The organism is Variovorax atrisoli 110B (assembly GCF_000382045.1).
GTDB lineage: Bacteria > Pseudomonadota > Gammaproteobacteria > Burkholderiales > Burkholderiaceae_C > Variovorax > Variovorax atrisoli.
In genome coordinates this window covers 323,279-336,409 of the sequence record NZ_KB907450.1, presented here as the reverse complement: position 1 = coordinate 336,409, position 13,131 = coordinate 323,279, and the positions used below count along the sequence as shown (strand labels likewise).

The 13,131-nt window shown below is 67.4% G+C and carries 12 protein-coding genes and 1 tRNA gene; 6 read left to right on the top strand and 7 right to left on the bottom strand.

Going from position 1 to position 13,131, the window contains the following annotated elements:
• Positions 1-54: 54 nt before the first annotated feature.
• The 6 genes from G369_RS0101575 to cysS all read right to left on the bottom strand — a co-directional run bounded on the left by G369_RS0101575 (position 55) and on the right by cysS (position 5,674).
• A tRNA-Ser gene (locus G369_RS0101575) sits at positions 55-147 on the bottom strand.
• 27 nt (positions 148-174) lie between these two features.
• Positions 175-1,443, bottom strand: a complete 1,269-nt coding sequence (locus G369_RS0101570) for an aspartate kinase (protein ID WP_019652220.1) — start codon at positions 1,441-1,443, stop codon at positions 175-177.
• Between the two features lie 55 nt (positions 1,444-1,498).
• The gene (tilS, locus tag G369_RS0101565) at positions 1,499-2,476 is read right to left on the bottom strand and encodes a tRNA lysidine(34) synthetase TilS (protein WP_019652219.1); all 978 of its coding nucleotides are present in this window, start codon (positions 2,474-2,476) and stop codon (positions 1,499-1,501) included.
• Between the two features lie 19 nt (positions 2,477-2,495).
• Positions 2,496-3,476, bottom strand: a complete 981-nt coding sequence (locus tag G369_RS0101560; protein WP_019652218.1) for an acetyl-CoA carboxylase carboxyltransferase subunit alpha — start codon at positions 3,474-3,476, stop codon at positions 2,496-2,498.
• Positions 3,477-3,629: 153 nt separating this feature from the next.
• The gene (locus tag G369_RS0101555) at positions 3,630-4,280 is read right to left on the bottom strand and encodes a DNA-3-methyladenine glycosylase family protein (RefSeq protein ID WP_020722911.1); all 651 of its coding nucleotides are present in this window, start codon (positions 4,278-4,280) and stop codon (positions 3,630-3,632) included.
• Positions 4,281-4,297: 17 nt separating this feature from the next.
• Positions 4,298-5,674 carry a cysteine--tRNA ligase gene (cysS, locus tag G369_RS0101550; RefSeq protein ID WP_019652216.1) on the bottom strand — a complete coding sequence of 459 codons (1,377 nt, stop codon included), beginning with the start codon at positions 5,672-5,674 and terminating at the stop codon, positions 4,298-4,300.
• Positions 5,675-5,890: 216 nt separating this feature from the next.
• On the opposite strand from cysS, the gene G369_RS0101545 reads away from it, so the two are divergent.
• The 6 genes from G369_RS0101545 (at position 5,891) to G369_RS0101520 (ending at position 10,057) form a co-directional block, all read left to right on the top strand.
• Positions 5,891-6,481, top strand: coding sequence for a tetratricopeptide repeat protein (locus G369_RS0101545; protein WP_019652215.1), 591 nt, complete (start codon positions 5,891-5,893; stop codon positions 6,479-6,481).
• Between the two features lie 86 nt (positions 6,482-6,567).
• A complete protein-coding gene (locus G369_RS0101540) occupies positions 6,568-7,161 on the top strand; it encodes a peptidylprolyl isomerase (protein WP_019652214.1) in 594 nt (197 codons plus the stop codon).
• 54 nt (positions 7,162-7,215) lie between these two features.
• A complete protein-coding gene (locus G369_RS0101535; protein ID WP_019652213.1) occupies positions 7,216-7,728 on the top strand; it encodes a peptidylprolyl isomerase in 513 nt (170 codons plus the stop codon).
• A gap of 46 nt (positions 7,729-7,774) precedes the next feature.
• Entirely contained in the window at positions 7,775-8,557 is a 783-nt protein-coding gene (locus G369_RS0101530; protein ID WP_020722910.1) for a UDP-2,3-diacylglucosamine diphosphatase, read from the top strand.
• A 17-nt stretch (positions 8,558-8,574) separates the two neighbouring features.
• The gene (locus G369_RS0101525) at positions 8,575-9,366 is read left to right on the top strand and encodes a M90 family metallopeptidase (protein ID WP_019652211.1); all 792 of its coding nucleotides are present in this window, start codon (positions 8,575-8,577) and stop codon (positions 9,364-9,366) included.
• Positions 9,367-9,460: 94 nt separating this feature from the next.
• Positions 9,461-10,057, top strand: coding sequence for a hypothetical protein (locus tag G369_RS0101520; protein ID WP_019652210.1), 597 nt, complete (start codon positions 9,461-9,463; stop codon positions 10,055-10,057).
• A gap of 85 nt (positions 10,058-10,142) precedes the next feature.
• Here G369_RS0101520 and G369_RS0101515 read toward each other — a convergent pair whose 3' ends face one another.
• Positions 10,143-12,995: a DUF349 domain-containing protein gene (locus G369_RS0101515; RefSeq protein ID WP_019652209.1), complete on the bottom strand. Its 2,853-nt coding sequence runs from the start codon at positions 12,993-12,995 to the stop codon at positions 10,143-10,145.
• Between the last annotated feature and the right edge of the window lie 136 nt (positions 12,996-13,131).

Below are 13,131 nucleotides of genomic sequence, written 5' to 3'. Positions count from 1 at the left end.
TCAGCGATTTACGGGGCTTTTTTGGAAGACTCTGGATTGATCCAGAACCTCAGTTGGCGGAACCGGAGGGATTCGAACCCTCGATGAGGCTCTACACCCCATACTCCCTTAGCAGGGGAGCACCTTCGGCCACTCGGTCACAGTTCCTGAAAGAAGCTGAGATTATGCCACTACTTAGGCGCCCGGCTGATCAAGATCGAAGGCTTTGTGCAGTGCGCGCACTGCCAATTCCATATATTTTTCGTCGATCACGACCGAGGTCTTGATTTCGCTGGTCGAGATCATCTGGATGTTGATGCCCTCTTCGGCCAGAACGCGGAACATCTTGCTCGCCACACCGACGTGGCTGCGCATGCCGATGCCCACGATGCTGACCTTGCAGATCTTGGTGTCGCCGACCACTTCGGTCGCGCCCAGCGAGGGCATCACCTTCGACTGCAGCAGGTCGATGGTGCGCGCGTATTCGTTGCGGTGGACGGTGAAGCTGAAGTCGGTCTTTCCGTCCTTGCTCAGGTTCTGGATGATCACGTCGACTTCGATGTTGGCGTCGGCCACTGCACCGAGGATGTGATACGCGATGCCCGGCTTGTCGGGCACGCCCAGCACCGAGATCTTGGCTTCGTCGCGGTTGAATGCGATGCCGGATACGACGGCTTGTTCCATGTTTTCGTCTTCCTCGAAAGTGATCAGCGTGCCGGACTTGGCCTCTTCATTGATGTCGATGTCCCACGGCGTGAAGCTCGAAAGCACACGCAGCGGCACCTTGTACTTGCCGGCGAATTCCACCGAGCGGATCTGCAGAACCTTGGAGCCCAGGCTCGCCATCTCGAGCATCTCTTCGAAGCTCACGGTCGTCAGGCGGCGTGCGTCGGGCTCGACGCGCGGGTCGGTCGTGTAGACGCCGTCGACGTCGGTGTAGATCAGGCACTCGTTCGCCTTCATCGCAGCCGCGATGGCCACGGCAGAGGTGTCGCTGCCGCCGCGACCCAGCGTGGTGATGTTGCCCTCGTCGTCCACGCCCTGGAAGCCGGTGATGACCACCACCTTGTTGGCGTTCAGGTCGGCCATCACGCGCTCGTTGTCGATGCTCTCGATGCGTGCCTTGGTGTAGGAGTTGTCGGTGCGCACCGAAACCTGCCAGCCCGCGTAGCTCACGGCCTCGACGCCCTCGGCCTGCAGCGCGATGGCCAGCAGCGCCGACGAAGCCTGCTCGCCGGTGGAGGCCAGCATGTCGAGCTCGCGGTTATGGGCCACGCCGGGTTTGCTGGGCGCCAGCTCCTTGGCCAGGCCGAGCAGGCGGTTGGTCTCGCCGCTCATGGCACTCGGAACCACGATCATCTGGTGGCCTGCGCGCGCCCACTTGGCGACGCGCTTGGCGACATTCTTGATGCGCTCGGTCGAGCCCATCGACGTACCGCCGTATTTGTGAACGATCAATGCCATGGGTGAAATCAGAGAAAAGGAAAGGGCCGCTGGATAGGCGGCGCCCTGCAAGCGGTCAGAGCGAAGTCTTCGGCGAGGGCGCAACATTGTACCAATGCAGCAAGTCGCCCCTGCGTTCGACGAAACCGGCGGCCACCTTCAGGTGGATGCGATGGCCGCGCGTGGTGCAGGCCCGAACCTGGTCGAGCAGCTGATCGAGCTGCGCCGCGCTCGGCGCACATCCGTGCGAGCGCATCAGCCAGTGGCGCAGCAAGTTGGCCTGCCGGGCGCGCGACAGCGCCTGCAGCGCGGCGATGCGCGGTGGGCTGCCGACGCTTTCCAGGTCCTGCGCCGCCAGCTCGCCCAGCAGCTGCTGGGCCTGGGCGGCATGGCCCACGCTGCGCGCGAAGGTGGCTCGGAACTGCGGAAAGGCCTGCTCCAGAGCGGGCAGGAGCACGGAGCGGATCCTGTTGCGGGTGTAGCGCGCGTCGTCGTTGGTCGGGTCCTCGATCCAGGGCAGGTCGCGGCCGGCCAGCCATTCGCGAATCTCCGCTCCCGGGACCGCGAGCAGCGGCCGGTAGATGTCGAGCCCGCTGCGCTGGGCCAGCGCCGGCATGGCAGCCAGCCCCGGCAGCCCTGCCCCCCGCGACAAGGCGAGCAGCAGCGTCTCGACCTGGTCGTCGGCATGGTGCCCCAGCGCCACGGACCGGATCGCCGCCCTCGCCCCATCGGCATGCGCCATTTCGGCGAACGCCGCATAGCGGGCCCGGCGGGCCGCGTCCTCTGGGCTTTCGCCCGGCGCATGCCGGGCATCGACGCGATGGACGACCAGCGGCACGCCAAGGCGCTCGCACACCGAGCGGCAATGCCGCTCGAAGCCGTCGGCCGCTGCCTGCAGCCCGTGATGCACATGGAAGGCGACCACCTGCCCTGGCCAGCGCGCCGCGCAGGCAGCCAGCAAGGCGGTCGAATCGGCGCCCCCGCTGAACCCCACCGCCAGCGGCCATTGCGCCGGCTCGAACGCGGCGATGGCGCGTTCGAAAGCGGAGTTCATGGCAGCGCCCGGGCGGGAATCACCTGCCGGTATCGGCCTTGGTGTCGTTGAAGCGGCCGTAGCTCTGCAGGCGCTCGTAGCGGCGCTCCAGCAGTTCCTTCGGTTTCAGGTCGCTGACTTGGCGGAAGGCGTCGTTGAGGGCACGCTTGAGGAAGGCGGCCATCTGGCGATGGTCGCGGTGCGCGCCGCCCACCGGCTCGTTGACGATCTTGTCGACCAGGCCCAGCGCCTTCAGGCGGTGGGCGGTGATGCCCAGCGCGTCGGCGGCTTCCTGAGCCTTCTCGCCGGTCTTCCAGAGGATGGAAGCGCAGCCCTCGGGGCTGATCACCGAATAGATCGAGTACTGCAGCATCAGCAGCTGGTCGCCGACCGAGATCGCCAGCGCGCCGCCTGAGCCGCCCTCGCCGATGATGGTGACGATGATCGGCACCTCGAGCTGCGCCATCTCGAAGATGTTGCGGCCGATGGCTTCCGACTGGCCGCGCTCCTCGGCATCGATGCCGGGGTATGCGCCGGGGGTATCGACGAAGGTGAAGACCGGCAGCTTGAACTTCTCGGCCGTCTTCATCAGGCGCAGCGCCTTGCGGTAGCCCTCGGGCTTGCTCATGCCGAAGTTGCGCGCGGTGCGCTCCTTCGTGTCGCGGCCCTTCTGGTGGCCGATGACCATGCAAGGCACGCCGTTGAAGCGTGCGAGGCCGCCCACGATCGACAGGTCGTCGGCGAAGTGCCGGTCGCCGTGCAGTTCGACGAAGTCGGTGAAGATCTCGTTGACGTAGTCCAGCGTGTAGGGGCGCTCCGGGTGCCGCGCGATCTTGGTGATCTGCCAGGGCGTCAGGTCGCTGTAGATGTCCTTGGTGAGCTGAAGGCTCTTCTTGCCGAGCTGATCGATTTCTTCAGAGATGTCGACCGCGGATTCGGTCTGCACATAGCGCAATTCTTCGATCTTTGTTTCGAGCTCGGCAATCGGCTGCTCGAAGTCGAGGAAGGTTCGTTTCGCCAACGTCTTCTCCTGTTTATTTCAGTTTGCTGCCCGCTCAACCACCGCACCATCCATTCCAGGAACACCGCGGAACCGGCTTTGCCGGGCCGCAGGTGTTGCCCCCTAGAGGGGGTTGGCGAAGCGACACGAAGTGCGCGCAGCCTGGGGGTGTTGCTAATACACGACTGGAGCGGGATCCAGCGATCGCCAAATATACCAAGTCGCCACGCTGCAATAAGGCGCCCACGCCACTGCAACGTCGCGGGCATCGCTGCGGCTGACGGGGTCTCCCGAAAAGTAGTTGACGCTGATGCCGTTGAGCAGCCCCAGGTCGTCCACGGGCAGCACGTTCGGGCGCATCAGGTGGAAGATGAGGAACATCTCGGCCGTCCAGCGGCCGATGCCGCGGATGGCGACGAGCTCCTCGATGATCTGCTCGTCATCCATGTCCTTCCACGCATCGACGTGCACCAGGCCCGAATCGAAATGCAGGGCCAGGTCGACGAGGTACTCGATCTTGCGTGCCGACAGCCCCGCGCCGCGCATGTCGTCGACCTTGAGCTTGAGCACGTTGGCCGGCGTCAGCTTGCGCGGCAGCGCGGCGAACTTGTCCCACACCGATTGCGCGGCCTTGACCGAGATCTGCTGGCCGACCACGCTGCGCGCGAGCGTGGTGAACGCATCGCCGCGCGACTCCAGGCAGGCGTCGCCGAACTTCGGGATCAGCCGCTTCATCACACGGTCCTTGCGCGAGAGGTGCTTGCACGCCTCTTCCCAATAGTCCGGCGTGTAGATCTTGACGCTGGGCTTCCTGGGGGCGGGCATGGGGTTCGTCGTTCCGTTCACTGCGCAGCCGCCCAGGTCGTGCCCGTGGGCGAATCCTTGAGCACGATGCCCTGCTCGAGGAGTTCCTGGCGGATGCGGTCGGCTTCGGCGAAGTTCTTCGCGGCCTTGGCTGCGGCGCGCGCATCGATCTTGGCCTGGATGGTGGCTTCGTCGAGCGTGCTGCCGGCCTGCAGGAAGGCGCGCGGGTCGCCCTGCAGGATGCCCAGCGACGCCGCCAGCGCCTTCAGCAGTCCGGCGGTTTCGGCGGACTTGGTGCGGTTGACCTCGCCGGCCAGCTCGAACAGCACGGCAATGGCTTCCGGCGTGCCGAAGTCCTCGTCCATGGCGGCCTTGAAGCGCGCGGCATGGGGCTGGGTCCAGTCGATCTCGACGTCGGCCGGCACGACCAGGTCGAGCGCGGTGTACAGGCGCTTCAGCGAATTGCGCGCGTCGTCGAGATGCGCGTCGCTGTAGTTGAGCGCGCTGCGGTAATGCGTGCGCACCAGGAAGAAGCGCAGGGTCTCGGCGTCGTACTTCTGCAGCACCTCGCGGATGGTGAAGAAGTTGCCCAGGCTCTTGGACATCTTCTCGTTGTCCACGCGCACGAAGCCGTTGTGCACCCAGAAGCGCGACAGCGGCTTGCCGTTGGCACCCTCGCTCTGCGCGATCTCGTTCTCGTGGTGGGGGAACTGCAAGTCGGCGCCGCCGCCGTGGATGTCGAAGGTCTCGCCGAGGGTGGCGCAGCTCATGGCCGAGCACTCGATGTGCCAGCCCGGACGGCCCGTGCCGTAGGCGCTTTCCCATTTGGCATCGGCGGGTTCGGTCGGCTTGGCGGCCTTCCAGAGCACGAAGTCGAGCGGGTCCTGCTTGCCGTCGAGCACCGCGACGCGTTCACCCGCGTGCAGCTCGTCGAGCGACTTGCCAGAGAGCTTGCCGTAGCCCGGGAACTTGCGCACCGCGTAGTTCACGTCGCCGTTCTCGGAGCGGTAGGCCAGGCCCTTCTGCTCGAGCTTCTCGATGATGCCGAGCATCTGCGGCACGTATTCGGTGGCGCGCGGCTCGATGGTGGGCGGCTCGATGCCGAGCGCGCCGATGTCCTCGTGCATCGCCGCGATCACCTCGTCGGTCAGCTGGCGGATAGTGATGCCGCGCTGCACCGAGCGGGCGATGATCTTGTCGTCGATGTCGGTGATGTTGCGCACATAGGTCACCTCGTAGTCGCTCGCGCGCAGCCAGCGCTGCACCACGTCGAACGCCATCATCATCCGGGCGTGGCCGATGTGGCAGAAGTCGTAGACCGTCATGCCGCAAACGTACATGCGCACCTTTCCCGGTTGCAATGGGGAGAATTCCTCCAATTCACGCGACAGCGTGTTGTAGATGCGCAGACTCATGAGATTCGGAAAACGTCGTTTCGCGCACGTGCGGCACGGGCGAAAGACGGTGTTTTTCAGGGGTGGCTGGGACTGTGTTCGCGAGGGGGTCGAGATAGCCCCTCGGTTACAATCCGCTCAAGTATAAACGGCCGCCGTCGGGTAGCGTCCGGGTGTTCCCCAAGCCCGCACCCCGAGCTCGCCCCCCGCATCTCCCCCCAATTCCGCCGAGGCTTCATGAAGCACGCCGCCTTCTCCAGACTCTCCATTGCCTTCGCACTGCTGTTCAGCCTTTGGGGCTCCGCCGCGCACGCGAACGAATACGACGACGTGAACGCGCTGCTGCGCCAGGGCAAGTCGAACGAGGCGCTCGCCAAGGCCGACACCTACATCGCCGGCAAGCCCCGCGATCCGCAGATGCGCTTCCTTCGCGGCGTGATCCTCACCGAGCAGAACAAGCAGGCCGAGGCCATTGCCGCCTTCACCCAGCTCACGCAGGACTTCCCCGAGCTTTCCGAGCCCTACAACAACCTCGCGGCGCTCTATGCGTCCCAGAGCAAGTTCGACCAGGCGCGCGCCGCGCTGGAACAGGCCCTCAAGCTCAACCCGAACTACGCCACGGCGCACGAGAACCTCGGCGACGTGTATGCCCGCCTGGCTGCGCAGGAATACGTGCGTGCGCAGCAGTTCGCCAGCACCAACGCCAGCGTCGCGCCCAAGCTCGCGCTGATCCGCCAGATCTTCACCCCCAAGACCGAAGCCGAGGCGGCCGCCCTGCCCCCCGCGCCGGCGGTGATCCGCAAGCCGGTCGGCCGTACGAGCAAGTAGCCAGGTCATCCAATCCGTCGCCGCCGCGGCACCGCCATGGTCTGCACGGCGCGGCACCGTTCCTCCATCCGCATACGGAGCCTCACTTGACGATTCATTCCCTCTCTCGCTTCAGCCGCCGCGGCGCCCTCGCCCTGGCCGCCGCATTCGCGCTCGCCGCCAGCGGCCATGCGCAATCGGCCACGCCGCGCGTCAAGCTCGCCACCACGGCCGGCGACATCGTGGTCGAACTCGACGAAGCCAAGGCGCCCAAGACGGTCGAGAACTTCCTGCAGTACGTCAAGGACAAGCACTACGACGGCACGGTGTTCCACCGCGTGATCGACGGCTTCATGATCCAGGGCGGCGGCTTCACGGCCGACCTGCAGCAAAAGCCCACGCGCGCGCCCATTCCGCTCGAGGCGAGCAACGGCCTGAAGAACGACAAGTACACGATCGCCATGGCGCGCACCGGCAATCCCAACTCGGCGACCTCGCAGTTCTTCATCAACGTGAAGAACAACGACTCGCTCAACGCGCCCAACCCCGATGGCTACGGCTACACCGTCTTCGGCAAGGTCGTCTCCGGCACCGACGTGGTCGACAAGATCCGCGCCGTGGCCACCGGCAACAAGGGCGGCATGCAGAACGTGCCGCTCGAAGCCGTCACCATCAAGTCCGCCACCGTCGTGGCGAAGTAATCGCATCGCATCGGTTTTCGAATCGGTTTTTCCCTTCCCAAGCAGGAGCCCAACATGAGCAACCCCCAAGTCGAACTGCACATCAAGAACCTCGGCGTGATCACGCTCGAACTCGACGCCGCCAAGGCGCCGAAGTCGGTCGAGAACTTCGTCTCCTACGTGAAGAAGGGCCACTACGACAACACGGTGTTCCACCGCGTCATCCCCGGCTTCATGGTGCAAGGCGGCGGTTTCGAGCCCGGCATGAAGCAGAAGCCCACCGACGCCGAGATCCAGAACGAAGCCAACAACGGCCTGAAGAACGACAACTACACCGTGGCCATGGCCCGCACCAGCGCGCCCCACTCGGCCACCGCCCAGTTCTTCATCAACGTGGCCGACAACGGTTTCCTGAACCACACCGCTCCCACGGCCCAGGGCTGGGGCTACGCCGTGTTCGGCAAGGTCATCAACGGCACCGATGTGGTCGACAAGATCAAGGGCGTGAAGACCGGCCGCAAGGGCTTCCATGACGACGTGCCGCTCGAGGACGTCGTGATCGAGAAGGCCGTCGTCACCGCGGAATGATCCTCGACCGGGCCAGCTCGGCGGCAACGACGCCGGCAGCATGAGCATGGCGGCGAACCCGGCTTTCGCTGAGCTGGTGGCGCCGCCCGGGTGGCGCACGGTCGACCTCATCTCCGACCTGCACCTGCAGGCCGGCGACCCCGCCACCTTCGAGGCCTGGCGGGGCTATCTGCAGACCACGCCGGCGGACGCGCTCTTCATCCTCGGCGACCTGTTCGAGGTGTGGGTGGGCGACGATTCCGCCGCGCAGCCCGGCGAGCCCGCGACCTTCGAGGCCCAGTGCGCCGAGCTTCTGCGCCGCACCGCGCAGCGCCTGCCGGTGTTCTTCATGCACGGCAACCGCGACTTCCTCGTCGGCCCCGCCTTCGCGGCGCAATGCAACATCACGCTGCTCGATGACCCGACCGTGCTGGTGCTGCACGGCCAGCGCTGGCTGCTGAGTCACGGCGACATCCTCTGCCTGGAAGACACGGAATACCTGAAGTTCCGCGCCCAGGTTCGCACGCCCGGATGGCAGGCCGCGTTCCTCGCCCGCCCCCTCGAAGAGCGCCGCGCGCTCGCGCGTTCCATGCGCGTGCAGAGCGAAGACCGCAAGCGCAACCCGTCGATGGTCTGGGCCGACGTCGATACGCCGGCCGCGCGCGACTGGCTGCGGCAGGCGAATGCCCACGCGCTGGTGCACGGCCACACCCACCGGCCTGCCGACCATGACCTGGGCGACGGCCTGCGCCGCATCGTGCTGAGCGACTGGGATGCCGCCGCGCATCCTCCGCGCGCGCAGCTGCTGTGCCTCTCGCCCGCCGGCGCGCAGCGCGTCGACCTGCGCTAGCCGCGCCGCCGACGACGATGTTCAAGTGGCTGCGCCGCCTGCGCGCCCTGCCCCCGATCCCCGAAGCCGCCTGGCAGGCCACGCTGCGGCGCTATGCCTTCCTGGGGGCGCTGCCCGAGTCCGACCGCCAGCGGCTGCGCACACTCACGGCCGAGTTCCTGCGCGACAAGGAATTCCACGGCGCCAAGGGCTTCACCATCACCAACGAGGTCGCGCTGGCAATCGCGGCCCAGGCGGTGCTGCCGGTGCTGCACCTGAAGGGCGGGCTGAACTGGTACGACGATTTCGTCGGCATCGTCGTGCATCGCTCCGAGGTGGTGGCGCGGCGCAAGGTGGTCGACGAAGCGCAGGTGGTGCACGAATACGGCGAAGTCGTCGCCGGCGAGGCCATGGACCGCGGCCCCGTCATGCTGAGCTGGGACGACGTGCTGGCCAGCAGCATCACCAGCGAGCGCGGCTACAACGTCGTGATCCACGAGTTCGCCCACAAGATCGACATGCGCAACGGCGAGGCCAACGGCTGTCCGCCGCTGCCGCCGGGCTTCGCCGGTCAGCGCAGCTCGCGCGCGGCCCGCGAGGCCTGGCTGGCCGTGCTGCAGCCCGCCTACGAAGACTTCCGCGAGCAGACCATCAAGGCCGAACGCTTCGGCACCGAGGCGCCGTGGCTCGATGCCTACGGCGCCACCTCGATCAGCGAGTTCTTCGCGGTGGCTTGCGAGGCCTACTTCGTGAACCGCCCGAACTTCGCGCGGGACTTCCCTGGAGTGCTGGCGATCTTCGACGAATTCTTTCTTCCTAAACAGCCTTAAGCCCACACCCAGACTCAGTTGTCAGCTATCCATTTGATAGCGATTCAACCCTTAACATCGACGGGTTATCAACTCGTCCAAAAAGGTACACAACATGAGGGACTGGCTCTATCAACTCACGGGCAAGGCATGGATCGCGCTGGTGTTCGGCATCGGCATCCTGGGCTGGGCCGCGTATGCGCAGTTCAAGGCAAGCTCCGATACGCACGGCACGGCCGTCGAGGACCTCGTCGCGAAAAGCGGCACGATCTTCAGCGGCAGCGAGGTCACCGAGACCACCAAGCGCCGTCGCGGCGGCACCAGCACGCGCCGCTACTTCGTGCTCGACGCGAAACTGGCCGATGGCAACACCGAGAAATGGCGCGTCGACTACGCGGTCGGCCGCAGCAAGCTCGAGCCGCTGATCGACGAAGCCGTCGAGGTGAGGGTCGATCCCTCGGACAACAACCTGGTCTACGAAGTGACGCTCAAGGGCAAGCCCGTGGTGTCGCTGGCCGACGTGCAGAAGATCATGGAGGTGAAGGACAAGGCGGCCGCCTCGAGCGCGACCGACAAGGGCACGCTGATCGTCGGCGCACTCGCGCTGCTGCTGGGCATCGGCGGGCTGCTGGTCCGCCGGAAGATCCGCGACGGCTACCTGGCCGAGCAGGCCGGCGCCGTGCAGACGCCGGCCATCGGAGAGAAGGTCTGAGCCGGGCCGGGTCCCGACCGGCCTGAAACGAAAAAGAAAAGGCGCCCCGCGGGGCGCCTTTTTCATGGAGGAAGCGACCTGCGCCTTACTTGCGCAGCAGAGCCTTCAGCGCGTTCTGCAGGCGGCGTGCGCTGGCGGCGTCGTGCGCAGCGGCGAGCACCTTGCCGGCGTCCTGGCCCCAGGTCTGCGACGGCGCCGGGTCGCCGCGCTTCGTCAGCAGCTTCAGCTGCAGCGCACGGCGCGCCTCGAGTTGTTCGGCTGGCGTCGGCACCTCCGCTGCCATCTCGAGGCGCAGCAGCGCTTCGGCGGCATCGTTGGCGGCAGCCGTGGGCGCGGAGCCGATGGCTTGCGACCAGCCGCTGCGCACGGCCGGCGTGACCGCCCGGCCAAGCTCCTGCACGCTCGGCAGGCGGCTGGCATCGCGCTGCTCCCAGGCGCCCAGCACCTGGGTCAGGGCCTCGCCATGGGCCTGGGCAGCGAGCTTCCGCAGTGCCATGTCGGCGCGCTCGAGTGCCTCGCGCTGTGCCCTGAAGGCTGCGTCGCCCAGGCGTGGGCCGCGGTCTTCGCGCGGAGGACGGTCGCCGAAGCGGCCGCCCGGGACGCCACGATCGCCACCACGAGGAGCCCCACGGTCGCCGCGATCACCGCCGGGACGACCCGGACCGCCGGCACCGGGACGGCCGCCATCGCGGCGGTCGCCGAAGCGGCCACCGGCACCGCCACGCGCGGCAGGCGCCGCCTCGGCCTTCTTGCTGCTCGGGCGGTCGTCGCCGCGCATCGCAACGACGGGCTTGGGTGGAGCCTTCGGCGCAGCAGCCGGGGCCTGGACGGCTGCGGCGGCTTCACCGGTGTCGTGCGCCGCAGCATCGGCGCGCGCCGAAGCGTCGGCACCGTCGGCAGGCGCCACCAGGTCCTCGGCAGCAGCGGATGCCGCGCCTGCTTCGTGGAACGTGCCGGGAGACGCTTCCGCATCAGCCGGGCTCGGCGCTTGTTCGGCGCTTTCACTGAATTCTGCGGCTGCCTGCCCGGGCGCCACGATCTCGGTCGCACCGACCGCCGGGCCGTCGGCCTTCGGCGCGGGCGGCGGCGCTTCGCCGCGCAGGGCGCCTTCGAGGCGCGCGATGGCCGAGCGGATCTTCTGCGCGTCGCCGGTGGCATTGGCCGCGTCGAGCGCCTTGGAGGCCTCCAGCACATGGCGGTCATGCTCGTTCATCGCGGCCGAGGCCTTCTCGCGCTCGGCCGTCTTGCGGTTGAAGGCCTCGTCGATGGGCGCGCGGAAGGCATCCCAGAGCTTCTGTTCCTGGCGGCGATCCAGCGGCACGGTCTGAGCTTCGGCCTGCCAGCGCTGCTGCAGCGCCTTGACGGCATCGATGCGCAGCACCGGCTGGGCGCCGAGCTCGGCCGCCTCGGCGATCATGGACTGGCGGCGTTCGATGCTGGCCTTCTGAGCCTTCTCGAACGGGGCACGGGCGGCGCCGAAAGCCTCGTTCCACAACGGCTGCAGTTCTGCGAACACCTTCTCGCCCACGTGGCCGGCATCGCGCCAGCGGTCGGCGAACTGGTGCAGCGCGCGGTTGTGCGCCTTCAGGTCGGTGGCCCCGGCGTGTTCGGCGGCCCAGGCCTTGACCTCCTCGATCAGGGCAACGCGCAGTGCGCGGTGCTCGGCCGCATCGGCGCGCACCTTCTCGAGCCAGGCCTCGACCACCTTGTGGGCTTCGTTGCAGGCCTCATCGAAGCGCTTCCACAACGCGTGGTTCGGCACCCCTCCCTGGTCGGCCTGCTTCCACTGGTCGCGCAGCGAGCGCAGCGTTTCCTGCATCTTGCGGCCGCCCAGCGCCTGGCCTTCGGGGCGCTTCAGCAGGCCTTCGGCCTTGGCGACCAGGTCTTCGCGCACCTTGTCGGCACTCCAGCGCTGCCAGCCTTCGAGTTCGCCCGCAGCGACCAGCGCGGCGTGCACGCGGGCTTCGAGCGGCGCGTCGACCAGCTTGCCGTGCTCCTTGAGCACGGCGCGCAGCGCGGCAGCCGCGCCGGCGCTGGCCTTGCCATGGCCTTCGGCGGTTTCCTGCTCGAGCTTGGTGAGCGCAGCCTGGACGGCCTCCTGCGCGGCGGCACGCACGGCCGGATCGACCTTGGGCGCGGCCGGACGGGCCGGCGCCGCAGGCTTGGGCGCCACGACCTCACCGCGCGCGGCGCGCAACTCGTCAGCCCACACGGGCACCGGCGGCAGCGGCGCTGCAGCGTCGGAAGCCGCGGCAACGGCCTGCGCCAGAGCGCTGTGGAACGCGTCGGAAACCACGAGCAGCTGCGACTTCGAGGCTTCGAGCTGGGGTGCGAACTTGGCGTCGAGGCTGCTCCAGTTGGCATCGGCCACGATCTCGGCGGCCTGCTGCTGCCAGTGCGCCACGTCGGCGCGCAGCGATTCCTCGGCGGCCTGGGCGTCCTGCCAGCCCTTGGTGGACAGCACCTCGAAGCGCTGTGCCAGCAGCACGGCGGCTTCGCGATGAACCTGCGCGCGGTGCTGCAGGTCTTCGATGCCCTTGACGCGCTCCGACAGCTTGAGCTTCAGGCTCGCCAGCGGCTCGCGCGACAGGGGCGCGCCGGCCTTGGCGGCATCGCGCTGCCAGGCGAGCGCATCGGCGATGTTGAGCTTGGACTGGGCGACCAGCGCCTCCGCCTTCTGGGCCCATTCGGCGGCGATGGCCTCCTGGCCCTTGGCGCGCTTGAGTTCGTCGAGCTTCTCGCGCAGCAGGCGTGCGGCGCCCTTGTCACGCCCGCTCAGCTCCTTGAAGACTTCCTGCATCTGCTCGGGCGCGGGGTTGCCCGCGAGCCAGTCGCGGATGCGCGCAGCGCGCTCGCCGGAGGTCGGCGCGGTGAAGGCGCCGCCGGTGAGCGTGTCGAGGGCCTGAATGTCGTGTGGCTTGGAAGAATTAGAGGTCACTGCGCGAAATCGTTGTCTTGGTGGAGAAAGCGAAGGCGCCGGCAAAGGCCGGCGCAGATCGACATTTTGACCCACTTGGCGCCGCTCGCTGAATTCCGCCATGAAACGGCGGCACTGCGCGGTGCCGTGGGCCGGG